This window comes from Psychrobacter sp. DWR1-2-3 (genome assembly GCF_049896465.1).
Taxonomy (GTDB): Bacteria; Pseudomonadota; Gammaproteobacteria; order Pseudomonadales; family Moraxellaceae; genus Psychrobacter; species Psychrobacter maritimus.
Genome location: NZ_JAFCUJ010000011.1, coordinates 1 through 24,747 on the forward strand (window position 1 = coordinate 1; position 24,747 = coordinate 24,747).

Below are 24,747 nucleotides of genomic sequence, written 5' to 3' on the forward strand. Positions count from 1 at the left end.
TTTCGATTGAGGCGCGTTGAGCTTTAACACTCTGATTGTTGGTTTGCAGCAGGGTGTAACACATTCGACAATTTCTGCTAGCCAATTATTTAAGCGAGCTTTCAAATTTTCGAACTTTGTCTATCTTATTGAAATCACCTCGACTTATCAACTGTTTTCATATCAAGTCTATTTTATTACTAATTTCAATTATAAAATTATAATGTGTGGACATTTCTTGAACCTTGAAGCATTCTTTTTAATATTATTAAATATTTCAAACTCCTACGCATCCAGGTCTTGACTAGCTAAACTGATGAGATTATCCCTAATTATATGTAGCTTTTCTTTGAATTAAATACATACACAAAATCAAACAGTGGCTCTCTACATATTTTATTCATCGCTCAACTATTTTTTCATCGATCATATCAGTTAATAGCTGAGTCACTGTCTTACGGTTATTAAGCGCATATTTTTTCAATAATATGTACTTTTCTTCATCAAGATTGAAGTTAACTCTTGCTGTCTTTTTCGGAGCGTTAGTCACATCTGATAAATCTAAGGTGTTTTTGGCATCTTTACTTGGTCTACCTGCTTTCATATCTATACCTCATTATTCATCGAAAAATGTTTTAACTTCATTGACCAAAGCCGTCATTTCTTGTACAGCATTGCTATTAGCTGATTCTGTATCAAATACCGTTTTACCTAATGAGGCACTATTTGGATAACTCACACGCTGCATTATCCGAGTGTCCAACACAGGCAAACCATAATCTAATAAAACAGTTGCCACTTCTTTGCCGATATTGGTATTTTGGATTGCCCTAGATACCACAAAAGCGGCCTTCAATTTACCATCAGTCATCTCGATGCGCTGTTTAACTAGATCTACTAAATCGCTAGTAGCCCAGACATCATAAGGACTTGGTTGTACTGGTATCAGTATAAAATCAGCAGCCTTAATTGCAGATATAGCAAGAGTGGTTGCTTGCGGAGAACCGTCAATAACTACAAATTCTTTATCAGATACGTTTTTTAAATCTTTATCCAAAGTTGGTCTATCTAATCCAATAACTGGCACAGGGTTATCTTCATCAACTGCTCTCCAATCACGCGCACTACCTTGTTGGTCGCTATCAACTAACAACACACTATGCCCTTGCAGCTGTAGACCTCGGGCTAATTGAGTAGCGATTGTCGTTTTGCCGCTTCCGCCCTTTTGATTTAATACCGCTATTACTTTCATGAAAATGATTCCGTATTTGAGTATATACTCATATAAGTTTTTACTCATATAAGTTTTTACTCAAATGAGTATATACTCATATGTTCACATGAGTAAATGAGTAATTGTATAGATGGTAACATTTGCTTTGATGCTGGCAACTATTATTCTTTAAAAGATAGAAATACCCTTTGTGATCTTAGCCTGAATGATAGGCTCACTTACGAATTTTAATGGGCAGTTAGTCTAACAATTTTCAGCCATATCAGACTCTGGATAATTTTGAAATAAGATTTCAAACACTTCATCATGTTCTGCTTTATAGGCAAGGGCAGCTCTTTGAACCAGGACAACTTGAACGTAGAATGCTTTTGCTGCCTTCTCGGTATCGGTTAATCTATGAATTCTGCCTTTCCCTTTTATTTTCTTTAAGTGTGCCTTAGCGTCTATTAAATTATGTTCTGTGAGATCTTCGAACGAAAGGTTTAGTGCTTCTAGTTTTTCGTAAAAGTCATAACATTGAAACTGCGCGTTCAGATCATAAGGTATTTTAAGCTCATCAAGAGTATCTGTTAGTTCTTCAAAATAGTCATAGGCAGAGTGTCTACCAGGGTCTCTGTTAAACAGTATTCTGATTTTATGAGGCGGTACGCCCATGTTGACTAATATTTTGATCGTTCCAACACTATCGGCTATTAATTTGGGTGATGAATCAACCACTGGCACCAGAAAAAAATCATAATCTTCATGACATCCCATCATTTGATCCATCCGATCAATAGTACGCTCAAATTCAGATATCTCCACTTCAACAATAACGGATGTATCCATCATTAGCTCAACATGTACATCTATAAGTTTGTCTACAGTCGCAAAAATCTCATCTCCACTAATGTTTCTATCATTGAATCCAATTCTATAATATTTTGGATCTTGGAGGCGCGGTTTAACTAACCACCTGCCACTAATAGTCTTACCGGAATTTCCGGACGAATTGATAATGCATATTGTTAACTGAGGTTTAGCGTTAGGTGTTTGATAGGTAGCTTGAGTCATTTGATCACATCCTTGTAATCTTATTAGTGTTGAGGGTTACTGTACGTCAAATAAGACTTAATATACATGATTATGCGAGCAAGATTTCCCAGATCTCTTGGAGACTGTTGCGATTAGCTAATGCTAACACTGAGCGATTGTTTGAATGTCTGAGTAACTGTAGTTTGATTTTGAAAGTGGGGTGATAGACCCAATACCAATGAAACCGAATCCTTCTATCCAACGTTATTTGTCATAACGTCTGTTATGGAGGCAAAGAGCGTTTCCTTATACGGAACCATCATGATTACTATAAGTAATTAACAAAAAAGAGCCCTCACTAAAGGGCTCTTTTTTAGATCAGCGTTTATGAAAAACAACGTCTTAAGCGGTCTTATTCAACCCTATTATGCTATGTAACATAACGTAGGTATAACTTGTACCCCTTAATTGATATGGCTTTACGAGGATTTTACAATTGACGAAAGTGCGATGAGAGCGTAAACTCAAGTGCTAGAAACGACTAACCCCCAGAGACGGCAATCTCTGGGGGTTAGATGAATTTTAATCTGTGTCAGCAGATATAAAACCCATTTTTCGATACGGATATTTTATATCAGCAGGCGCACCAATACAAGTGTGCGTGATGTTAATACTACCGGAAATATACGAAACACTCCCCTACAAGCCCTATTGCACTGATGATTTAGGTAATCTTGTCATTCGTCCTAGGCAAACTGCCGTCAAGATGCGGTATATCCAGCATAACCCCCCTTGCATGACACACTTCATCTGCTTAGACATTGATCATGAGCATGGCGCAATGCGTTGGGCAGAGGAATATCTACCACCGCCACGATGGACAAGCCAAAACCCATCAAATGGACACGCTCACATCGTTTATGAGTTAAAAACGCCTGTTTGCACCAGTGAGCATGGCAGTCGTAAAGCCTTAGACTATCTCGCTAAGATACAAGCAGGATTGGTCAGAGCCACTCGCGCAGATGTCGGCTATACCAACTTCATCACTAAAAACCCCATGCACGAGCATTGGCGTACCGAAGTATGGACAAAAGAAGCCTACGAGCTAAATTATCTAGCGGATTTCGTTGATCTCAGACCTTTAACTAACAAAGAGAAAGAATACGGACTTGGTAGGAACTGCTCCCTGTTCGATACCGTTCGTCATTGGGCGTATTCTGCGGTTAGAGAGCATCGAGGGAAGACTTGGGAGCAATGGTACAACTCTGTACTTAAACATGCTCAAAGAGTAAATACGATGTTTTCAGAGCCATTACCGTATTCAGAAATAAAAGCCACTGCCAAGAGCATCGCAAAATACTGTTGGAAGCATGATGCGTACCACTACAACGAATTTATCTATCGTCAGGCTCTTAAGGGTAGTAAAGGCGGCAAGGTCTCTAAGCGTAAGCCTGTAGCTACGTCAGTGCAAACTTTGAAACCTTGGATAGAGTTAGGAATAAGTAGAGCTACATATTACAGGAAGAAGGCTGCAAAAAATGAGACTGGATAAGCCTAAATCAGATAACAGCCTTTTTCTATGCAAAGCCCTTTGTTCTAATGTCTCTTATATGAGTGTGTATGAACCTATCTGATTTAATTATTGAGTATGGAATTCTTCAATTTACTTGGTTGATACCTGCCATCACTTCAAATAACCTTCATGACCTAAAAAATACCCTTTCAAAGTCATCCTATCAAAACTATAAACATGGGCATGAGGTGCTTCTCTGCATCGACCAACTAACGGCTGCTTCTGATCAGGTTTGCCATCAGCCAGTTCAATGGGGGCTGTACAAATTGGACAAATGGAAGTGAAGGCCGTTATTCTCGCTATTCTATAACCATCCGCCCCTTTATACATTGAGCCGCCCCGGCTATATCGGAGGCTGATCTACTTGAGTCAGGCAGCGATGCCTGACAGGGTTAAATTATCATAATACCGCTTTTCAAACTCAAAGGGCGACACATAACCAATCGTGCTATGCAGTCGTATTTTATTAAACCAATCCACCCATTCAAGGGTTGCCAGTTCAACATCGTTCACACCAGTCCAGTTCTGCTTTAAATAATGGATCACCTCAGACCTGTAAAGCCCATTGACCGTTTCAGCCAATGCATTGTCGTATGAATCGCCTGTTGTACCAACAGAATCAATCACGCCGCAGTCTGTCATTTTATCCGTGTAGCGAATGGATAAATACTGAACCCCTCGATCACTGTGATGAATGACATCTTTGGGATAGTTTCTATCTGCTATTGCTTGGTTTAATGCCGCCATCACCATATCGGTATTCATCCGATTCGATACTTTCCAGTCCACAATAGCGCGAGCAAACACATCAATAATAAAAGCGGTATATACCCAACCGCTCAATGTCTTGATATAAGTAAAGTCTGCCACCCAGAGCTGGTTAGGGCGATGAGCGCTAAAGTTACGATTAACCAAGTCATCAGCACGCTTTTGATCATCACAGCTGTGAGTTGTTATTTTACCCTTACCGCGCCAGATATCTTGTAGGCCGTGCTGACTCATTAAACGCTCGACGGTACACCGAGCAACCTTTAACCCGTCAGCTTTCATCTGCTGCCATACTTTACGCGCACCGTAACGGCATTTGCTGTCCTGCCAGATACGTTTGATTTCGCTGATGTAAAAGTCGTCATGCTGACTGCGTAGTGAACGCTTGTGTGGGTTGTCGCTTAAGTCTTGAGCACGATAATAAGTTGACGGGGCAATCGGTAGGACTCTACAGATCCGCTCGACCCTATACTTAGTTTTGTTATCATCAATAAAACTGATCTTTACTTGGGTGGACGGTCGAGCTCCGCCTGGGCGAAAAAAGCCGCAGCCTTACGTATAATTTCGTTGGCTTGCTTAAGCTCTCTATTTTCGCGCTCGAGATCCTTAATACGCTGCTCTTGACTTTGAGCTTGCACATTTGCAGGAATGGTTTGATCGATGTGTTTCTTATGCCACGAGCGTAGAGTTTCAGGTGTGCAGCCAATCTTAGGGGCAATGGCTTGAATCGCTGACCAGATGGAGGGATAGTCGTTTGCTGCTTCGATCAGCATACGGACGGCGCGTTCTTTAATCTCAGGAGTGTAGTTTCGTGTTTTCATTGTCGTATTCTCTCAGAATGTTGAGCCTCCGACAATACCGGGGCGGTTCAAAAGAAATCCTCTATCTTATTTGTTGTTACAAGGAAAATAATGATTTGTTAAGGGGTTCCAAAGTGATAAACCTTGTGCGACAACTATGCTGCGGCCAGCTAATGTATTAAAATTGATAGTAGCTGCATTTGTTTGAGCCACGACTCACCATACGGAGAGTTCAGACAGAGCAATACTGGAAAGAACAGATCATAAAAACTTATACTTCCCATAAATAGTCATCAATTTTGTAGGATGTTAAATACCATAACCTGATAGGTTCCAATCTAAAAGATAGTAAGCTACTCAATTTTAGTTATTATTACTTTTATGAATAAAAAAATAAGCTTGCTAAGCCCTAAACTGCTGACTAAATCTATCTTTAACTGGGCTATATATAATGACAATATTAATCATTAGTGATAGCATGGATTTAACTGCAGTGAGCTAGACGCTATTACAGAGTATCTTGAGTTAAGGATTCAAATAAAATTTTCGAATTCTTCGCTCATAATATTTATTATCTGTTAAAGATTGATTGCTTGATCCTCTAACAGACCGCTTTAAAGCTGTCTTTTAAATCAAATTTAGAAACAATACTAATAGAACGGGTAAGTTGGACACAAAGATATGATAGCTAATATATTTAACTTATCCACTGATACGTTATTTAAGCTTTTAGTAGCCGTTATTTGTGTGCTCATGTTATTAGCACCACTGTACAAATGGAAGTATCGTCCCCATAAGGCGCTCACCAAAAGAATACTAATAACTCTTTTTCTAATTCCAGTCTCTTTATATCTTCTAGTAGATACTTTCAACACTAAAGATCAGCAAAAAAATGATCAACTGTTATCGGCTGCTCGTTTTGCTGAAAATGATCGCTCATTAACGAATGAAAGCCATATTCCTACGCCTGACAAGCATGCTTTTGCATCAGCTCTAGAATTGAACAATATTAGAACAAAACAAACTGAGGATAGGCAGACCAGTCTTGCAGAAAAAAAACAGGAGCCTGAGGAAGTTAATCAGTAAGTACGCCTACATTCTAATAATGACCATAGAGGTTTGTAAACGCATGACAATAACCCCCTAATAAATGCATCTGAATGATTTTTATACTATTTTCACAACTTTTTAGAATATCATAAAGGTAAAAGTGAGCATTAAATAACATAGGGCCACTTTAAAATGAAAGCGATACGTCATAACTATATGCGACTGATATCAGTTTTTCTAGCTTGTTGTTATCACAAAGGGGAGGAAAAATTTATCCCAGTCGTACTGTATCGATTTTAAAGTAATTCTACTATACCTAAAAAACAACCCAGCATATGGGCTGGGTTATTGATGAAATAAGGCAATATAAAGAGGTGTTTATGCAAGGTCCCGAACCTTAGGCTCGCGCTCCCATAGACGCATTTTAGCGTTATCAATAAAATTCGTCATGTCGGATAAAGGTGTGACAAACGCATCTTTTTCAATAGGTAATCTATTTAAAATGAACTCATCTGTCGCACTGCAATAAGCAATGGCTTTGCAATGCACATAAGCATCAGTAAACCAGTCTAAAGCTGAGCTATCTTGAGCCAGCTTCTTAGCCTGGTCCGGCATAATGATGCTAACCACAGCATCAAATAACACTGAGGGACCCCCTGAAAGGCGCTCATCAGCCTGAATGCGAGTGCCATCATCGAGCAGTACCTCTTTATTAGGAGCCACAATTTTAACAGCGGCGCCTTCCGCTTTCACAGCCTTTTCGTATTTTTCTATCTCATGATAGCTTGAGCCCTCGGCGACTAAAATACCGATCATGCGTCCTTTTAAACTTTTAGGGGTGCGTCCAATGGTTTGTAAAGCTGTAGAAGTTGCCATATCCTGAACGGGTGATGCCAGGGAGGCGGCTTCGGGTAACGCCATACCAAGCGCTTTTGCCACACGCTGGGCCAAGTCCTCATCAATATGACGCAAATGACTGAGCATACGTGTTCGTACATGGGCGGTCTCTACTTTAGCCAGCTCAAAAGCGTAGGCTGACGCAATATGGGCTTGCTCAATTGCCGTTTGGCTTCGGTAGAACATACGCGGCTGGCTATAATGATCCGCAAAACTTTCAGCACGAATACGACCTTTCACGCCATCGTCTAACGTCTCAGCAAATGACTTAAATCCTTGCCTAACGCTTTCGCGGGGCCGAGTTGGATCCAGGCTTTGTGGTTCATAAAGTACTCGTGTCTTAGGTACCCGCATTTGCATATGTCCATCTTTTTGATTATTAGCAAACGGACACTGCGGGGTATTAATTGGGATCTGTACAAAATTTGGTGACCCTAAACGCTTGAGCTGCGTATCTAAATAACTAAATAGGCGTCCTTGTAATAATGGGTCATTACTAAAGTCAATGCCCGGAGGTACGTGTGATGGACAGAATGCCACTTGTTCTGTCTCAGCAAAAAAGTTATCAGGATAACGATTAAGTACCATTTTACCAATTATCCTAACAGGAACCATTTCTTCTGGAATCAGTTTTGTGGCATCTAAATGATCGAATGGAAATGTTGCGGCTTCTTCTTCAGTAAATAACTGCACTCCTAAGTGAAATTCAGGAAAATCACCCCTATTGATAGACTCAAATAGATCGCGGCGATTAAAGTCAGGGTCAGCACCCGAGATTTTAACAGCTTCATCCCAAATGAGGGACTGTACTCCTAATACAGGTTTCCAATGAAAACGTACAAAGGTGCTTTTTCCATCCTTGTTAAGAAGGCGGAAACTATGAATACCAAAGCCTTCCATCGTGCTATAACTTCGCGGCAGAGCCCGATCGCTCATGAGCCAAATGACATTGTGCATGGTTTCAGGACTGAGTGATACAAAATCCCAAAACGTATCATGGGCAGAGGCGGCTTGCGGAAATCCGCGATCGGGTTCAGGCTTAACTGCATGAACAAAATCGGGGAACTTTATGGCATCTTGAATAAAGAAAATGGGCATATTGTTAGAAACCAGGTCCCAAATACCTTCATCTGTATAAAACTTGACTGCAAAACCTCGAACATCGCGCGGCGTATCTTTAGAACCTTTATTACCTGCGACGGTTGAGAAGCGGGTGAACAACGGAGTCTGTTTACCTGTTTCAGTTAAGATCTTGGCCGTTGTAATCCCTTCTAACGATTCAGTCAGCTCGAAATAACCATGAGCCGCACTACCGCGCGCATGTACTACGCGCTCAGGAATGCGCTCATGATCAAAATGCGTGATTTTCTCACGTAATACAAAATCTTCTAACAGGGTCGGTCCACGAGCGCCATTCTTAAGAGAGTTTTGATTGTCAGAAATAACCACCCCTTGCTGGGTTGTTAGCGCTTGAGTACTATCATCAGCACGCTGATGGGTTTCGCCGCCTAAACCTTTAGTAGTGTGCATATCGGCGGCGGGATCAGTATGATTAATAGTTTTTTTCATTATTCATCCATCCTAGTTATTGTTTTAGTAGGTGTTAAGTTAGGCAGAATTCTTATTATCTTTTAATGATGTTTTTTTATACTAAGCAAAATTCAGGGGTAAAGGTGTTGATGTTTGGTTAAAAAAAACAACGTTTAATATGAGTGTATTTCCTGGCATGAACCAGTTGTTTAGAGTTGGTTTAATAAAAAAGACAAGTTAAAACAATGATATTAGAAAAATAAAACAATCTCTTAAGTGCGTATAACGTCAATAATACTTTTACAGATTTTGCTGTTCAAACTGCGCAGTTTTTTCTGAGGCGCACCTTTACATACACATTGGAAATCATACAATTGATCCTTATAGAAGATACAATAAAAAAAAGTCCCAACCGGCTTATCTTTTGTTTCAGAGCCGCCACGCTTCAACAAACCTGTGCAGGCCACATATAAATCTGATTTAAATAGTGATTGGGCTTTACGAACCAGCTCTTGTGTGACCTCTAAAGATTCAGCGGTATAGTCTTCAATTAATTGGTTAGGTACGTTGAGAACATTTTCTTTTACTTTAACGTCATAACAGACTAATCCGCCTACCAGTACCTCCCCTGAATAAGGGCTAAGAGAAAACCGGTGCGATAAATACCCAGCTGAGGCGCTTTCAATAAAACTTATGGTTAATTCCTTGTTTGCCAATAATTCGGCACATTTATTAGTCATCATGGTCTCCCCATTATATAAATCGCTTTAATTTCCCTATAAAGCGTTCTCTTAACACTGGTAGAAATAGAATAGTGCCATAAATAATTCTATGCTTTAAATAGCCAGTCTTCATACTTATTAAGTAAAATAATGGGTGGTGTTCTAAAAAGTATGCTGGCGATAGAAGTCAATAAGAAATCTATGCTAAGTTCTCTGATTCTATAGGGCTTTCAAGGCTTCAAAAATTGTTCAAGTTTTAATCAGCATTTTTTTTGACACACCACCCAATTTTTTACTTACAACACGCAACCTTTTTAACACACGTTGATTAAAAATCTTGATTTTCAAGGTGCTAATATAATTGAGTAATAATTAACTTAGATAACATAAAGTACTGATTCTAATAACTTTTATCTTGTAGTAACACAGATTATTGTTTATCTAGATTTTGCAATCTTTACTTAATTGGAGAAATTATGCGTGCTTTAACCTACCACGGTGCTAAAGATGTTCGAGTGGACAATATCCCGGACCCTAAGCTGCAAGAAAAAGATGATGTTATTTTACGTGTGACTGCGACTGCAATTTGTGGCTCAGATTTACACCTGTATCGTGGCAAAATGCCTGCAACCGAGGAAGGCGATATCTTCGGTCATGAGTTTATGGGTGTGGTTGAAGAAGTAGGCTCTGAAGTCACTGCTGTTAAAAAAGGCGATAGAGTTGTTATTCCTTTTGTTATTGCATGTGGTAACTGCTTTTTCTGTCAGCATGACCTAATGTCCGCTTGTGAGACTACAAATACAGGCCCAGGCGCTGCTATTAATAAAAAAATAATTCCGCCACCGGCTGCTTTATTTGGTTTTAGCCATTTATATGGTGGGATTCCTGGTGGACAAGCAGAATTTGTACGGGTTCCTAAAGGTAATTTTGGTCCGTTCAAAGTACCTGGCTCACTGTCAGATGAGAAGGTTTTATTTTTATCAGATATTTTACCAACTGCTTGGCAGGCCGTGACTAATGCCAATATTACTAAAGGTTCAACCGTAGCTATTTATGGTGCGGGTCCTGTGGGGTTGTTATCAGCAGCTTGTGCCAAAATGTTAGGCGCTGAGCAGATCTTCGTGGTAGATCATAATGACTACCGTTTGCAGTATGCCAAAGATACGTACGGGGCTATTCCGGTTAATTTCGATAAGGTAGATGCTGCTGAATTCATCATTGAACAAACCAAAGGGCATCGCGGCGTTGACAGCGTTATTGATGCGATTGGCTTTGAAGCCAAAGGCAGTATGCTAGAAACAATAATGACCAGTTTGAAAATTGAAGGGTCAAGTGGTGCAGCTTTACGTCAATGTATTGCAGCTGTGCGTCGTGGCGGGGTCGTTAGTGTTCCGGGTGTGTATGCAGGACCCATTCATGGTTTCTTATTTGGTGATGCTTTTGATAAAGGGCTTACTTTCAAAATGGGCCAAACCCATGTACACAAGTATCTACCACAATTATTAGAGTATATTGAAAATGGTGATTTATCACCTGAAGCTATTATTACTCACCGTATGAATTTGTCTGACGCTGCTAAAGGTTATGAAATTTTCGAAAAGCGTGAAGAAGAATGTCGTAAAGTCATTTTAACTCCTTAATTTTTCAAATTTACCCTTAACTTTTAACATTTAAAGGTTAGGTCATAGCTGCTTTAACGAGATTATCTTAAATAATGGTTATCGCTAAAGCAGCTAGTAAAAAAATCTTTGACTTGCTTTTCTCTGCACACGGCAAAAAAATCACCCCCCAACCGATTTTCATGGGTTTAGGGATTAAAAAACCAACTAACTGTCTTAGATGGTCTTAAAGCTTAGAAGTGTAAAGCACAATAAACTTTCTCATATTTATCAGGATCATCTTTATTAGCTACAAACCCTTTGCTAACCAACTTTACCGAGTTAAATATTTCACCTTCATCATTAGTTATCATAACAATCAAGTTTTGATCCTCAAAACTTTGGAGTTCTTTAATCAGCTCTTTAATTGTCTTAGTTCTATCTTCCCATTGCACTATAATCTATTGTAAGTATGCCTATGACAAACCAATTTCACTGGTGCGGTTCCATAGTGAGGACTTGAATATTTAGCTGTAGGCCAATGATAATAAGAGTTTGAACTATGGAAATAATTTCAGTGTACTTCATGGTGTACTTACCATACATATTCTATCTATGTTCGGTGCCCTATATAGGCACCGTACTATAAGAATGACAGCTTACTTAAACACTGGATAACAGAGGCAACCAATACACTAAAGCTAAAAGCGTTACGAGTAGTACAGGTGGCGTGATTAATAAGCCAATCTTCATATACTGACTCCAGCTGATTTTATAATCTTTTTCCGCCAGTACATGTAGCCATAACAATGTTGCTAAGCTACCAATTGGGGTGAATTTTGGTCCTAAATCATTACCAATAACATTGGCATAAATCATCAACTCACGCGTTGCAGCGGGAACTTGGGCGCTATCAATCGCCAGCGCTCCTATGAGCGTTGATGGCATATTATTCATTACAGATGCTACGATAGCTGATAGAAAACCTGTGCCGACCGTCGCAATGACATTACCTTGCTGTCCTAACCAGTTTAGTATTTGCGCGCCATATGCCGTGAGTCCTGCGTTACCCAAGCCATAAACCACTAAATACATACCGATTGAAAACAACACGATTTGCCATGGCGCTTTGCGTAGGACATGGGTCACAGAAAGCTTGGTACCACGACCACCTTGCCACCAGCGGCCTGCGATTGCTATTAGCACTAGTGCTGCGATACTAGTCACCAACGAAATCACTAGTCCCAATAACTCAGTGGCAAAATAAGCGATGAGTAATAAGGCCAATACTGGGAAGGCCGCTCGGAAAACCAAAGGGTCTTTGATAGCAGATTGCGGTGAGCTTAGACTATCCATTGAATAATGCTTCGGGATATGTCGCGCATAGACAAGCCATAATACCAGTAGCGTTGCGATAACAGATACGATATTCACTGGCACCATGACTGCCGCATAGCGACCAAAACCAATATCAAAATAATTAGCGCTAACGATGTTAACTAGATTAGACGTTACTAATGGCAGACTTGCGGTATCGGCAATAAAGCCAGTAGCGATGATAAAGGCTAAAGCTGATTTGGGTGCAAAATCAAGGCGCAGCAAAATGGCAATGACAATAGGAGTGAGCAATAACGCCGCCCCATCATTAGCAAAAAAGGCAGCAATGAATGCGCCTAAAATAACAATCATGGGGAACAGTCGCCGACCTTGACCATTACCTAATCTTGCCACATGCAACGCCGCCCAGCCAAAAAATCCAGCCTCGTCTAATATCAATGAGATGATGATAAGCGCAACAAAGGTAAAGGTGGCATCCCAGACGATATTCCAGACGATAGCCACGTCTGATAATTGCACTACCCCAAAAAGCAGGGCGACTACTGCGCCGCCCATTGCACTCCAACCGATACCCAGTCCTTTTGGCTGCCATATGACTAAGGTCAAGGTGACAATAAAAATCGCTAATGCGAGCATAAAGGTGCCTTAATAAAACAATGGTATTAGAGAAGGTTAACGTTAGATACGCTTGAGTTTAGAGTGATTTTTGGTTCACGCGCTGTGATACTTCCTCACGACTCTCTACGCGCTCAGAATAACGATCGGTTAGATAAGGGGAGCGACCACGTGTGAGCCACGTAAACTTCACTAATTCCTCACACACATCAACAATACGCTGATATAAAGGCGAGTTCAGCATACGATTATTGTCATCAAACTCTAAGAAAGCTTTCGGAACAGACGACTGATTGGGTATGGTAATCATACGCATCCAGCGGCCCAAGATACGCAGCTGATTGACGGTATTAAAGCTCTGACTGCCGCCACTGACTTGCATTACTGCCAGCGTCTTGCCTTGAGTCGGTCGAACGCCACCTAATGACAGTGGAATCCAATCAATCTGCGCTTTCATGATGCTAGTGATACTGCCATGGCGCTCAGGGCTAACCCATAGCATGCCCTCAGACCACGCTGCTAGCTCACGTAACTCTTGTACTTTCGGATGATTAGCATCAGTACTATCAGGCAATGGTAAACCCGTAGGATCAAAGGTACGCACCTCGCAACCATACCAACGCAATATCCGACTCGCTTCTTCGCTTGCTAATTTAGAAAACGAGCGTTCACGTAAAGATCCGTAGAGCACTAATATTCTTGGTGGATAACATGGATCATTTGCACCAATCAGAGCATCAATATCAATCGGTTGCAGCTCTACCGCATCTATATTTGGTAAATCAGTTAAATCGATAAAGGGATCTAGACTGTCGTCTTTAGTAGATTGGACGATTTCGCCATCTTCTTTGGTAAAACGACTCACTGGATTATTCAATAACTCAAATACGCGCTCCGAAGGACGACACAACGCTGCGCCTTTATCAGTCACTACAATAGGTCGGTTGATTAAAACAGGATGCGCCATCATTGCATTAATCAGTTCATCGTCAGATAACGCAGGATCATCCAGACCTAACTCGTCATAAGGTGTACCTTTACGGCGTAGCAGCTCGCGTGGCGAGAGCTGCATCAATACCAATAGTTCAAGCAAATACTCACGAGTAGGTGGTGTTTTGAGGTATTCAATGACGTTCGGTTGCTCGCCTGAAGCCTTCATGATGGCCAAGGTATTGCGAGATGTACCACAATTAGGGTTGTGAAAAATGATAGGTGTCATAACGACCTTTTTATAGTGTTAGAAGGGTTTGTATTCTTAAAAAAATAGTAGCTTAGCTGTTGGGTTTGTCGGATGGGTTGATATCACAGGCACTCAAGCTGTTCAAAAGAGAGCCACATAACTCTGGGTGACCTGCACAGCAGTCTTTTAACAAGAATTGAATGACTTCTTCGACATGCGTAAGAGACGCACGATAAATAATCTGGCGGCTTTGTCGTTGTGAGCTTACCCATCCTGCCCGGGCAAGCACGGCTAAATGAGCCGACATCGTATTATGTGGCACACCAAGATTGCGGGCGATTTCACCAGCAGGCAGACCATCAGGCTCATGATTAACCAAAAGTCTAAAAGCCTTTAATCGAGTGTCTTGAGAGAGCGCAGCAAAGCTGGCAGTAGCGTTTATTATTTCCATAAGTCCGATAATATAGACATATAAAAATAAATCAAGATATTTTATGAGGTCTTCATGAACTGGCTTTCTCAAGCTATAATGGTCTAAATCGAGTTGAGTATTAAGAAACCCCTTGCACAAAATCAATCAAAGCGGGAGTATTTTCTCTAGCACTACGTCCAGCACCAATTAAAGTCGCTGAACCTGGACTTGCCCAATCACCATAGCCAAATAGCCATAAACGAGGCTCTTTTATAGATTGGCCTTGTTTTACTTCTACCTTACCGTCATCCTCTAGCACACCCAAATTGGCTATATGGTCAAGCTCTGGTTTGAATCCAGTGCACCAGATCACCACATCAATTTGTTCCTCACGTCCATCGCTCCACACGACACCTTGCTCAGTAAATCGGCTAAACATAGACACCGCTTTTAAAATACCTTTATCACGAGCCGCTTTCACTGGAGGCACCATAACAATGTCACCAATTCCGCCCACCGGTGTATCTCCATTATTACCTATAATCCGAGCCGTAGCTCTCTCAAATAATACGCGACCATCGACATCATCTGCTAAAAATAATGGCGGCTCACGCGTGACCCAGCTTACATCGGCAACCTTAGCTAGCTCAGCATAAATTTGCGCGCCAGAATTGCCGCCACCGACTACCAGTATCCGCTTGCCTTTATACGTCTCAATACCCGCATAGTGTGCAGAATGGCACTGCTCACCGCGGTACATCTCTTGACCCTCAAGCGTTGGTATAACGCTATGACTCCATGTACCTGTCGTATTAACCACTGCTTTAGCCAACCAAGTAAATTTTCCATCCGTCACCCGCAAATAGTTGTGTTCACTATCGCGTTGTACATTGCTCACCTGATATGGTCGATACACAGGCAGTTGATAGTGTTGCTCATAATCAGCAAGATAACTGAGCACTTCATCTCGATGCGGGTATTCATTATCTTTGGCCTTTGGCATGAGCCTACCAGGTAATGAACTCATTATTGCCGGAGAAAATAACCGTAGTGATGGCCAAGTATGTTGCCACGCTCCGCCACTTTGGCTTTGATTATCAAGGATAATAAAGTCAAGCTTAGCGCGTCTAAGATAATATCCTACCGCTAAACCTGCTTGACCGCCGCCAATTACTATTACGTCAAATATCTTAGTTGACATCACTATCCTCAGTATCAGCCTCAGTTCCTGCTACTAAAAAAGTAGGCTGCTCATTTTGGGGTTTTGTTAAAATCTCTGTATCTGTTAGACGTGCATAGATCTCGATTAGATTACCATCAGGGTCTTTTAGCCATAACTCATGTAAAGGTGTGCCTTTCCAAGTGGTTCTCGGTGGTTTAAAAACAGTTAAGCCAGCATCTTTTGCGCTAAAAAAAGCATCAATAACTTCTTTCTGGTTATTCACATTTACCCCTAAATGATAAAGCGTGTCATGATTAAGCTCTTTACCATCAGAGACGACCAGAACCATATTCAAGTTTAGGTCTGGGCGAATAAAGGTCGCATATCGATGGGTCCACTCTTTTGGCCACGTGTTTAATAACCAGCTATAAAACGCCGTACTCTTCGCTAAATCATTGACTCGAATACTAGTATGAGACTCTATAGAATCGATACCAGATGGCATTTTTATTAGCTCCGCCAATACTAAAATTCGTTGTCGCAACTGATCTCTCACCATTCTAAAACGCTCAAGTGCTTCGTCTGACGAACTTGAACCAATTGCAGGATCGATTAGCGGCCAGTGCAGCCGTTGAACATCTCTTGAAAAAATAGGACAGACCTCTTCAGCACACAGAGTTATAACAGCATCTACAAGGTGGGTGTCTAGCTCCTCAACTGTTTTGGCATGTTGTTGACTGATATCAATACCCAACTCTGCCATCACCTTAATGGCATAAGGATTAAGGTTAGATGGTATAGATCCAGCGCTCGTAACCTGGATGCTTTCTGGCAGATAATATCTGGCCAATCCTTCAGCGATTTGGCTTCGGGCCGAATTAGCGACACAAAGAAATAGGATGTTTTTCATAGTAAGCCCTGTAAATACACACGATTGATTTGCTTGCTTTGATAAACATGCGACATATGCTTGATAATATAAATTATCTATACCAATCAGATGGTTCATCAGGATTCTAATGCACAAATCACATAAACATTTTCATCGAACTTTTTTTAAAAGTATAGTATTAATTGTTTCTATATGTCCAATAATATAGACATAATGAGATAAATCAAGACTATCCTGACATTAGCTTTATGTTGTCCGTCAATTCTAGCTCGATATATTTAGGAATTACTATTATATAGCCTGTAAAGCTTTTAATTGAAATAGCTAGCTCATGTATAACTGTTTACGATGTACTGTAGAATATGCCTTAATAACACTAAATATCAGCGAAAAACAACAAATAGCATATACAAAGCTTTGTCCAATCAAAAGCCTTAATTATCAAAGAAAACTGAAAGGCTCTATTTAGATCTTAATAAAATAAAACCTAGTAATAAACCAAAAAATCCTGCAAAACCAGATCCCAAAATAATACCTAATTTTGCGGCTTCTAAAATATTTGGGTCATTTGCAAATGCCAAATTACCGATGAAAATTGACATGGTAAACCCTATACCTGCTAAGAGACCGATGAGTAAAACCCACTTTAAGTTAAGGTCGCTAGGTAATTGCCCCCAACCTAATTTAGAAAAAATCCATGTAAATAATACGACGCCCAAGGGTTTTCCTATAACAAGTGCAATTGAAATAGCAAAGATAGTATTGAATGCTAAAGCATTCCCAAAATTGACATTCCCAAAATTGACTCCTGCATTTGCTAAAGCAAAAATAGGCATGACAACAAAAGCTACCCAAGGGTGTAGTAAATCTTTTACCCTGATAACTGGTGGTAAAATTTCGCGCTTAGCACGGGCAAGTGCCTTAATTTCATCTGAAGCATTCTCTATCGCTTTATCTTGAAGATTCGAGATTGCAGTATTTGCACGTTCTATTGCCGCCTCTTCACTTGGTCTAGTTAGAACTGGAGTCATAAGACCTAAAATAACCCCTGCAAGCGTTGGATGAGCACCTGTTTTAAGTAAACCAAACCATATCAAAGCTCCTGGAAGGATGTAAATAAGGGCAGAGAAAAAACCCATTTTCTGCAATACAATCACACCTACAATTCCAATAAAAGCGATTAAGAAACCAATAGGTTCTAAGCCACCTGAGAAGAAAAATGCAATAATTAAAATGGCCAGTAAGTCGTCAATAATAGCCAGTGTTAGTAAAAAAATTCTTGCAGAAGAAGGAATTGATTTACCTAGTAACGCTAACAAACCAACGGCAAAAGCAATATCTGTAGCAGCAGGTATTGCCCATCCAGATTTGATTTCATCGGAAGATAGGGCTAAATAAATTAAAACAGGCACTACTACGCCACCCAAAGCGGCAGCTATCGGAAGCACAGCTGCTTTTATATTAGATAAAGCACCATCATGAATTTCTTTCTTAATCTCCATCCCTACAACCAGAAAGAAAACGGTCATCAAAACATCGTTGATAATAAAATGCAGAGATTGAGAAAAATGATACCCCCCGAAACTAAGGCCAACTTTGGTATGCCAAAGATGATTATAAGATTCTGATATCCCTTCTGTATTAGCCCACATTAAAGCAATAACGGCTGTAAGCAGTAGAATTCCACCGCTTACACTTTCAATATGCAGAAACCTGTTTATAGTATTAAGGCTGCGCTCTGTTATATTTTGGCTTAGACCTACCTTTCTTTTTTCAGAAAAACCAGACATGCGCTCACTCCATAAACAGTTTAAAATTAAAATATTACATAATAAAAGTTAATCTAGGTTGTATATTCTATATACAGCAACAGTCAAAGCAGCCTGAAACTGACAGCGAGCACAATAATTTATCCAGCTTGATGGCGGTGAAGCTATTGGGCTATATTTTCGCACCTATGCCGTAAATAGTAGTTAAACTATCGTTACCCGCTGCTTCTTACCACCTTAACGAATCAAAATTACGGGGCTCAGCGTCTTGGTGATGATCTTTGTCGTAGTACTGCCAACAAATAGCTGTTGGAATTTAGAATGACCATAAGCACCAATGACAATAATATCGACCGAATTTTGCTGCTGAAAAGCCAATAATCCATCAACAGCATCGGAGGCAGGCAAATGCTGCGCTTCTACCGGAAAGCCTGCTACTGTTAGCTGCTCAGTTGCCGCTACCAAGCTTTTTTTGGATGTCTCATTATCATTGCCTACCATGACGATATGTCCTTGTAAACCTTTTAACAGCGGACTTTTTGAGATCATATCGACGGCTTTGATGGCGGTTTTGCTGCCATCAAATGCTATCATATAAGATATAGGTATTTTAAACGTCTCTGAGCAAATCAACACTGGCACGCTGGAAGCGCGCGCCACGGTTTCGATTTGACTACCGATATTGATTCGGCTATCTTTGTGATCTTCACCGCGTCGTCCCATAACGATGACACGATTTTTGGCATTAAAGTGTTCGATAGCTGGGAGCAATTTGCCATGACGTTGATAGACCTTCACGTCCACGCCATCAAAGTTACTTTGAATATGACTTTTTGCATCATTTACTAACGCATTGCTATAGCTATTAGCAATTTTTGCTCTTTGCTCGTCTAGTTGTGTCAGTTCTTCAAGTAAGAGCTGGCGACTGTTAACACCTATCGCACCCGATAAATCACGTCTGTTGGAAGCAGGAACGTCACTTACATGTAGTAAGCCGACAGGTAGGTTCAATTTGCTCGCATACCATGCTGCATAATCACAAACGGGTTGCGTCACGGCTGAACCATCGATACACGCTAAAATATGCTGTTCTGTGTTCATTATTTGTCCTTAAATTTTAATTTGGAGTGTCCATGTCCACTTCACCAAAACTAATAGGCTTGATGGACACTATCGTTAGTAGACGTTATTAATGAGCACCTAAGCTTTGATCAGCGTCAGGTTTGTCATGAACGCCGAACTTTTCTATCATCGCTTGGCTTGCTTCGTTCAGACCAATTAGCTCAACCTCAGTACCTTCGCGGCGAAATTTAATAATCACTCGATCAATCGCAGCGACGGCAGTCACGTCCCAGAAATGCGCTCTTGACACATCAATGACTACTTTAGATATAGATTCTTTTACATCAAATGACTCAATCAAGCGCTCTGCCGATGAAAAGAATACTTGACCATTAACGAAGTAATAACGCGTTCGTTCTGCTTCATCTAATTGCGTATGCACGCTCATATAGCGCTCAATTTTACTGGCAAAGAACAGGGCTGATAACAACACACCAATTAATACGCCATATGCTAAGTTATGAGTCGCAACCACCACAGCAACGGTAGTAATCATAACAATGTTACTTTGCAATGGTTTGGTTTTTAGCTCTTTAAAAGAACCCCAGTTAAACGTACCAATCGAGACCATAATCATTACCGCGACTAATGCTGCCATTGGAATGATCTTTAACCAATCGCTTAAAAACACCACTAATAGTAATAAAAACACACCTGCAACCAAGGTAGATAAGCGCGTATAACCGCCTGATTTGACGTTGATGATCGATTGACCAATCATCGCACAGCCTGCCATACCACCAAAAAAACCGCTTACGACGTTCGCAATACCTTGACCTTTACATTCTTGCGTACGATCGCCTTTGGTATCAGTCAAATCATCCACAATGGCCATGGTCATCATAGATTCAAGCAAACCAACGATAGCAAGACTGATGGCATACGGCAAAATAATCAGCAAGGTGTCTAGATTCAGAGGAATATCAGGTAGCAAAAATATCGGCAAGGTATCCGGCAGTTGTCCCATATCGTTGATGGTACGTGCTTCTGCACCTAAGAAAATAGCGATCGCTGTCACCAATACAATACTGACCAGCGGTGAAGGAATCATCTTACCGATTTTGGGAATGTACGGATAACCATAGATAATGATTAAGCCCAGCGCCACCAGACCATAGACGTGGACTAGATTTGAGCCTACTTGCGGCATAAGCTCCGGAATCTGTGACATAAAAATCAAAATAGCCAAGGCATTGATAAAGCCAAGGATAACCGATTGCGAAACGTACTTCATCAAATTACCCAGCTTCAAAAAGCCAAAGATAATCTGTATCACCCCTGTCAAGACACTGGCTGCTAGCAAATACTGCAAACCATGCTCTCTCACCAGCGTGACCATGAGTAATGCCATCGCGCCCGTTGCGGCTGAAATCATCGCCGGACGTCCGCCAACGAAAGCAATCACTACTGCAATACAAAATGAGGCGTACAATCCAACTTGGGGATCAACACCGGCAATGATCGAAAAAGCAATGGCTTCAGGGATAAGGGCTAGAGCGACAACCATACCAGCTAGGACATCGCCTCTAACATTGGATAACCAATGTTCTTTAATAGTAGTTAACATGTTTAACTCAGTTTTTATGAACTGCTTTAGTCTGTCAATAATCGCGATATCTGAGCTAAGAGATAGGAGATATCCAAAATAAAAGGTCTGACACATTTCTAGCTAGGCATAATGCCCATCAAAAAATAGATATAAAAATGTGAACCATCGTATTTAGCGCGTTATTGTCATAACTTGCCTTTAATAGCTTGCTCTTAATGACTCGATAGATAAATCGATTATAGATACAAACATTAAAGCAGTGCGTGTGCACAGGAAAAAGCGTAAGACGCTCTATGAAAGAGTAATTGCTATAGGGAGCAATCATTTACTGAGGAGGGGTACAACTAGGGTGGCGTATTCATCTTTGTAGTAAACGACTTTTATAGATTAAAGGAGTAATATTTCTCGTAATTCTAACATACATAGCGTCAGTCAATAAAATATCTGGCTATTATCCGCATAACGGGGGTTATGCTAAATCAAAAATAACTCAATATACCTATAAAAAGTCACTTCATGTACACAACGGAGTACATTCTCATAATTTTAATATCTTGATTTACTAGTGCATATAGCACACAGACAAAGGATCAAGTCCTCACTAGGGAACCGAACAAATGAAAGCGCCTGATTGGTTTCTCATAGGTATACCCCAAGGGAACCAGCTGTTTCACCCTTCAAACCTATTAACAGACTACTTAAAGCAGACTGTTAACATGAAACCATCTATAACAGACTTTTGAATTATAGGACTGGGTGCTGTGCTTTTTTCCTATCATTAGCCTATACTAAAAACATAAAACCTCTAAACGATAGCTTTTCTATCATTAGACTTGTTCATATTATTAAACGATAGTAATATCTTGCTGTTATCAATGAACATTAATTATTAAGTCTAAATAATATAGGTGGAGTTATGACCGTTCGTATTTATGTGAGAGCCAGCACTAAGGATCAAGACGCTACCAGAGCATTAGCTGATTTGATTACTTTCAGTACAAGCTATGGTGATAACTATATTGATTACGTTGAGTACTTCAGTGGTACTAAGCTCGATAGACCAGCATTAGCTAAGCTCCTAGAGGACGCTGAGCAAGACGATATACTATTAGTTGAAAGCGTGGATAGATTAAGCAGACTATCTCAAGATGATTTTTCGATTCTAAAGCAGCGTATCAAAGATAAGGGCTTACGATTGGTGGTGGCTGATCTACCAACCACGCATACGATTAATGAGGGTATGACAGGTGAGATCCTAAGAGTGATTAACGATATGCTGATCGATTTATTGGCGACCATGGCAAAGCTTGATAACGATAAGCGTAGAGAGCGCATTAAACAGGGGTTAGCAAACAGTGGCTATAAGCCCACTGGTAAGAAAGCCAATACTGCAAAACACAATCGTATTAAAGAATTGGCCAGCCAAAACAATATGACAAAAGAGGAGATCGCTAAGGCAGTTGGTGTTGGAGTAGCTACGGTTTATCGAGTACTAAAGCAGGGGTGATATCTGAAGTATTTTAACTATTTATTTACCTTTTTATAGATAAGATACTATCAGATATATAACGATTGATCTGGTGGATTCAGCCATGGATTCTGACTCAATCTTAATTGCCTCCAATATTTTTGGCGTAGTTTAGGTTGAGTTGAACAGCCCTAGGATTGTCATAGACTCAATATTCTTCAATTGAATATTTGATGAATACTAGCTTGACAATAAATGAGATGTTTATTTATATATTTTGAGTATTTGAGTATTTGAGTATTTGAGTATTTGAGTATTTGAGTGTTTGAGTATTTGAGTATTTGAGTATTTGAGTATTTGAGTATTTGAGTATTTGAGTATTTGAGTATTTGAGTATTTGAGTATTTGAGTATTTGAGTATTTGAGTATTTGAGTATTTGAGTATTTATTTAGAGGTAAAGCTAATCGTCTGATACTCGTAAGTATGATCTAATAAACATGCTGCTTGGCGCTGCTGGTTATGATATTTTCTTTAGCACGTTGAACGCTTCTGAATATGGTGTTGCTCAAGATAGAAAGCGAGTTATCTTTATTGGTTTCAGAAAAGATTTGAAGGTGGATTACAGCTTTCCACCACCTCTAGCAGAGAAAAAGTGCTTGAAAGACATTATTTTCGATCTATCAGATAGCGCACAGCCAGCGCTGAACAAGTCAAAACCTAATACTGATCTAAGTGTGTCTAATCATGAGTTCATGACAGGTGGCTTTTCACCGATGTATATGTCAAGAAATAGAGTGCGCTCATGGGATGAACCATCATTTACGATTCAGGCAAGTGGCAGACAGTCACCTATACACCCTAGTGCGCCTAAAATGATTAAGATAGAACAAGATATTCATGAGTTCGTGGCAGGTCACGAATATAGAAGAATGAGCGTTAGGGAAAGTGCAAGGATACAAGGCTTTCCTGATAGCTTTATTTTTAAATATAAAGACTTAAACGATGGTTACAAGATGATAGGTAATGCTGTCAATGTAGAGTTTGCAAAGGTATTAGCTGATAGTATCAAAGATGCATTATAAGAAAGAAATACGGGTTTTTCTAAAAAACACCTATTAAATACTTCAAATTTAATCGATCATATACTATTTTCAATAGGAAAAAGTATATGTCGGATAAGACTGATGAATTTGAAAACGATCTGAAAACTACAATTTGTAGTTTCGCAGAGTTAGCTCTACCTAAAAATATCCCTAATTGGATAGAAGAATTGGGGATTAGTGCTAATGATAGAATTACCAACGCTGTAAGGGTAGGTTCAGTAGGACACAAAACGGATATTATTATTAATTTTAATAATGGAGCATGTTTGAAAGTTTCTGCAAAAATGAGTAGTGCAGACTATTTTGGAAATTGGTATTCACACCAACGAATTATAAGGGAATTTGGGAGTGACCTATTTCAAAAATTAACTAAAGATTGTACTGAATGGGCCAATTCTTGGATTAACAGTGATAATGCATCTTTATTTGTTGGTGTAAGTATATCCTTCGGGAAAAGAACAGGTGATACTGCAAGAGAGTTTACTGACATATTTACAGCAGATGATATTGTGAAGATTGTTGCAGGAGTAGGCAACGGCATTGAAACAGCAAATTGCTTATATAGTTCTTCAATGCTTCCAAGATCGATAGATGATCTCTTTCAGATTTTAAAACCAATAGACACTAATACCATCATGCAGTTAAGCAAAAATTTTAAAATAATTTATAGACCGATTAATCCATTGACGGAAGGAAGTAATAGAGGTAAATGCACATATACTCAATTTAAATCATGTCAGTCATATCAACCTAGGAAAACTGTAGAAACCTTAAATGATTTGAAAAAATTAGGAAAATTCTACGAGGTTACTGATAATGGTCTAAATCATAATAGAGTATTACAGAGCCTTGAAGATGAATATAATATTTTTATCCCTCGTAAATAGTACCCATTCGATATCTTAAGTCCTATCTCCACACTAAGAATGTCTGTTTAATTACAAAAAATCTCCCAGTAGGGAGGGGGCTTT

At 39.9% G+C, this 24,747-nt stretch carries 21 protein-coding genes, 1 pseudogene and 1 other annotated feature; of the genes and pseudogenes, 6 read left to right on the forward strand and 16 right to left on the reverse strand.

The features are described 5' to 3' along the window. Nucleotides 1-379: 379 nt before the first annotated feature. The 3 genes from ACP7AA_RS12770 to ACP7AA_RS12780 form a co-directional block, all read right to left on the reverse strand. Nucleotides 380-583, reverse strand: coding sequence for a plasmid partition protein ParG (locus tag ACP7AA_RS12770; RefSeq protein ID WP_426223787.1), 204 nt, complete (start codon nucleotides 581-583; stop codon nucleotides 380-382). Nucleotides 584-595: 12 nt separating this feature from the next. Next, complete coding sequence (parA, locus tag ACP7AA_RS12775; RefSeq protein WP_011512344.1) at nucleotides 596-1,231, reverse strand: ParA family partition ATPase; 636 nt, start codon at nucleotides 1,229-1,231, stop codon at nucleotides 596-598. A gap of 225 nt (nucleotides 1,232-1,456) precedes the next feature. Next, nucleotides 1,457-2,266, reverse strand: a complete 810-nt coding sequence (locus tag ACP7AA_RS12780) for a hypothetical protein (protein WP_426223788.1) — start codon at nucleotides 2,264-2,266, stop codon at nucleotides 1,457-1,459. A gap of 550 nt (nucleotides 2,267-2,816) precedes the next feature. Between ACP7AA_RS12780 and ACP7AA_RS12785 the strand changes: the two genes are divergently transcribed. Continuing rightward, a complete protein-coding gene (locus tag ACP7AA_RS12785; protein WP_426223789.1) occupies nucleotides 2,817-3,779 on the forward strand; it encodes a replication initiation protein in 963 nt (320 codons plus the stop codon). 390 nt (nucleotides 3,780-4,169) lie between these two features. Here the strand turns inward: ACP7AA_RS12785 and ACP7AA_RS12790 are convergent. Beyond that, nucleotides 4,170-5,389, reverse strand: a protein-coding gene (locus tag ACP7AA_RS12790; protein WP_426223790.1) for an IS3 family transposase whose coding sequence is annotated in 2 segments (ribosomal slippage) — nucleotides 4,170-5,113 and nucleotides 5,113-5,389 — 1,221 coding nt in all. Because the reading frame shifts where the segments join, the coding sequence is not laid out codon by codon here. Beyond that, nucleotides 4,998-5,114 (reverse strand) — a sequence feature (AL1L pseudoknot). It overlaps the preceding gene by 117 nt. A gap of 660 nt (nucleotides 5,390-6,049) precedes the next feature. Between ACP7AA_RS12790 and ACP7AA_RS12795 the strand changes: the two genes are divergently transcribed. Next, the gene (locus ACP7AA_RS12795) at nucleotides 6,050-6,454 is read left to right on the forward strand and encodes a hypothetical protein (protein WP_218689604.1); all 405 of its coding nucleotides are present in this window, start codon (nucleotides 6,050-6,052) and stop codon (nucleotides 6,452-6,454) included. A gap of 342 nt (nucleotides 6,455-6,796) precedes the next feature. Here ACP7AA_RS12795 and ACP7AA_RS12800 read toward each other — a convergent pair whose 3' ends face one another. Further along, nucleotides 6,797-8,884 carry a catalase gene (locus ACP7AA_RS12800; RefSeq protein ID WP_426223791.1) on the reverse strand — a complete coding sequence of 696 codons (2,088 nt, stop codon included), beginning with the start codon at nucleotides 8,882-8,884 and terminating at the stop codon, nucleotides 6,797-6,799. Between the two features lie 233 nt (nucleotides 8,885-9,117). Continuing rightward, nucleotides 9,118-9,585 carry a CinA family protein gene (locus tag ACP7AA_RS12805; protein ID WP_426223813.1) on the reverse strand — a complete coding sequence of 156 codons (468 nt, stop codon included), beginning with the start codon at nucleotides 9,583-9,585 and terminating at the stop codon, nucleotides 9,118-9,120. A 458-nt stretch (nucleotides 9,586-10,043) separates the two neighbouring features. On the opposite strand from ACP7AA_RS12805, the gene ACP7AA_RS12810 reads away from it, so the two are divergent. Beyond that, nucleotides 10,044-11,207, forward strand: coding sequence for a zinc-dependent alcohol dehydrogenase (locus tag ACP7AA_RS12810; protein WP_426223792.1), 1,164 nt, complete (start codon nucleotides 10,044-10,046; stop codon nucleotides 11,205-11,207). Between the two features lie 212 nt (nucleotides 11,208-11,419). On the opposite strand, the gene ACP7AA_RS12815 is transcribed toward ACP7AA_RS12810, so the two are convergent. From ACP7AA_RS12815 to ACP7AA_RS12860, 10 genes and pseudogenes are all read right to left on the reverse strand, one after another. Then, complete coding sequence (locus ACP7AA_RS12815) at nucleotides 11,420-11,620, reverse strand: hypothetical protein (protein ID WP_426223793.1); 201 nt, start codon at nucleotides 11,618-11,620, stop codon at nucleotides 11,420-11,422. 208 nt (nucleotides 11,621-11,828) lie between these two features. After that, a complete protein-coding gene (locus ACP7AA_RS12820) occupies nucleotides 11,829-13,139 on the reverse strand; it encodes an arsenic transporter (protein WP_426223794.1) in 1,311 nt (436 codons plus the stop codon). 58 nt (nucleotides 13,140-13,197) lie between these two features. Then, nucleotides 13,198-13,914, reverse strand: a complete 717-nt coding sequence (gene arsH, locus ACP7AA_RS12825) for an arsenical resistance protein ArsH (RefSeq protein WP_426223814.1) — start codon at nucleotides 13,912-13,914, stop codon at nucleotides 13,198-13,200. A gap of 90 nt (nucleotides 13,915-14,004) precedes the next feature. After that, a pseudogene (gene arsC / locus ACP7AA_RS12830) lies at nucleotides 14,005-14,337 on the reverse strand (arsenate reductase (glutaredoxin)); the annotation flags it as partial. A 52-nt stretch (nucleotides 14,338-14,389) separates the two neighbouring features. Next, nucleotides 14,390-14,749, reverse strand: coding sequence for an ArsR/SmtB family transcription factor (locus tag ACP7AA_RS12835; RefSeq protein ID WP_426223795.1), 360 nt, complete (start codon nucleotides 14,747-14,749; stop codon nucleotides 14,390-14,392). A gap of 100 nt (nucleotides 14,750-14,849) precedes the next feature. Continuing rightward, the gene (locus ACP7AA_RS12840; protein WP_426223796.1) at nucleotides 14,850-15,911 is read right to left on the reverse strand and encodes an ArsO family NAD(P)H-dependent flavin-containing monooxygenase; all 1,062 of its coding nucleotides are present in this window, start codon (nucleotides 15,909-15,911) and stop codon (nucleotides 14,850-14,852) included. Then, nucleotides 15,901-16,881, reverse strand: coding sequence for a VOC family protein (locus tag ACP7AA_RS12845; RefSeq protein ID WP_426223797.1), 981 nt, complete (start codon nucleotides 16,879-16,881; stop codon nucleotides 15,901-15,903). The genes ACP7AA_RS12840 and ACP7AA_RS12845 overlap by 11 nt, the downstream gene beginning before the upstream one ends. A gap of 344 nt (nucleotides 16,882-17,225) precedes the next feature. Beyond that, a complete protein-coding gene (gene nhaA, locus ACP7AA_RS12850; RefSeq protein ID WP_426223798.1) occupies nucleotides 17,226-18,554 on the reverse strand; it encodes a Na+/H+ antiporter NhaA in 1,329 nt (442 codons plus the stop codon). Between the two features lie 216 nt (nucleotides 18,555-18,770). Beyond that, a complete protein-coding gene (locus ACP7AA_RS12855) occupies nucleotides 18,771-19,634 on the reverse strand; it encodes a universal stress protein (RefSeq protein WP_426223799.1) in 864 nt (287 codons plus the stop codon). 88 nt (nucleotides 19,635-19,722) lie between these two features. Then, complete coding sequence (locus ACP7AA_RS12860; RefSeq protein ID WP_426223800.1) at nucleotides 19,723-21,222, reverse strand: SulP family inorganic anion transporter; 1,500 nt, start codon at nucleotides 21,220-21,222, stop codon at nucleotides 19,723-19,725. Between the two features lie 898 nt (nucleotides 21,223-22,120). On the opposite strand from ACP7AA_RS12860, the gene ACP7AA_RS12865 reads away from it, so the two are divergent. The 3 genes from ACP7AA_RS12865 (at nucleotide 22,121) to ACP7AA_RS12875 (ending at nucleotide 24,663) form a co-directional block, all read left to right on the forward strand. Next, entirely contained in the window at nucleotides 22,121-22,711 is a 591-nt protein-coding gene (locus ACP7AA_RS12865; protein ID WP_426223801.1) for a recombinase family protein, read from the forward strand. Nucleotides 22,712-23,170: 459 nt separating this feature from the next. Continuing rightward, a complete protein-coding gene (locus ACP7AA_RS12870) occupies nucleotides 23,171-23,755 on the forward strand; it encodes a DNA cytosine methyltransferase (protein WP_426223802.1) in 585 nt (194 codons plus the stop codon). A gap of 86 nt (nucleotides 23,756-23,841) precedes the next feature. After that, the gene (locus ACP7AA_RS12875; RefSeq protein WP_426223803.1) at nucleotides 23,842-24,663 is read left to right on the forward strand and encodes a hypothetical protein; all 822 of its coding nucleotides are present in this window, start codon (nucleotides 23,842-23,844) and stop codon (nucleotides 24,661-24,663) included. The last annotated feature ends 84 nt before the right edge of the window (nucleotides 24,664-24,747 follow it).

Bases quoted from the DNA above. Each gene is read 5' to 3' on its own strand.
- ACP7AA_RS12770 (WP_426223787.1), bottom strand. From the start codon at position 583: ATGAAAGCAGGTAGACCAAGTAAAGATGCCAAAAACACCTTAGATTTA.
- parA (WP_011512344.1), bottom strand. From the start codon at position 1,231: ATGAAAGTAATAGCGGTATTAAATCAAAAGGGCGGAAGCGGCAAAACG.
- ACP7AA_RS12780 (WP_426223788.1), bottom strand. From the start codon at position 2,266: ATGACTCAAGCTACCTATCAAACACCTAACGCTAAACCTCAGTTAACA.
- ACP7AA_RS12795 (WP_218689604.1), top strand. From the start codon at position 6,050: ATGATAGCTAATATATTTAACTTATCCACTGATACGTTATTTAAGCTT.
- ACP7AA_RS12800 (WP_426223791.1), bottom strand. From the start codon at position 8,884: ATGAAAAAAACTATTAATCATACTGATCCCGCCGCCGATATGCACACT.
- ACP7AA_RS12805 (WP_426223813.1), bottom strand. From the start codon at position 9,585: ATGACTAATAAATGTGCCGAATTATTGGCAAACAAGGAATTAACCATA.
- ACP7AA_RS12810 (WP_426223792.1), top strand. From the start codon at position 10,044: ATGCGTGCTTTAACCTACCACGGTGCTAAAGATGTTCGAGTGGACAAT.
- ACP7AA_RS12820 (WP_426223794.1), bottom strand. From the start codon at position 13,139: ATGCTCGCATTAGCGATTTTTATTGTCACCTTGACCTTAGTCATATGG.
- ACP7AA_RS12835 (WP_426223795.1), bottom strand. From the start codon at position 14,749: ATGGAAATAATAAACGCTACTGCCAGCTTTGCTGCGCTCTCTCAAGAC.
- ACP7AA_RS12840 (WP_426223796.1), bottom strand. From the start codon at position 15,911: ATGTCAACTAAGATATTTGACGTAATAGTAATTGGCGGCGGTCAAGCA.
- ACP7AA_RS12845 (WP_426223797.1), bottom strand. From the start codon at position 16,881: ATGAACCATCTGATTGGTATAGATAATTTATATTATCAAGCATATGTC.
- nhaA (WP_426223798.1), bottom strand. From the start codon at position 18,554: ATGTCTGGTTTTTCTGAAAAAAGAAAGGTAGGTCTAAGCCAAAATATA.
- ACP7AA_RS12855 (WP_426223799.1), bottom strand. From the start codon at position 19,634: ATGAACACAGAACAGCATATTTTAGCGTGTATCGATGGTTCAGCCGTG.
- ACP7AA_RS12860 (WP_426223800.1), bottom strand. From the start codon at position 21,222: ATGTTAACTACTATTAAAGAACATTGGTTATCCAATGTTAGAGGCGAT.
- ACP7AA_RS12865 (WP_426223801.1), top strand. From the start codon at position 22,121: ATGACCGTTCGTATTTATGTGAGAGCCAGCACTAAGGATCAAGACGCT.
- ACP7AA_RS12870 (WP_426223802.1), top strand. From the start codon at position 23,171: ATGCTGCTTGGCGCTGCTGGTTATGATATTTTCTTTAGCACGTTGAAC.
- ACP7AA_RS12875 (WP_426223803.1), top strand. From the start codon at position 23,842: ATGTCGGATAAGACTGATGAATTTGAAAACGATCTGAAAACTACAATT.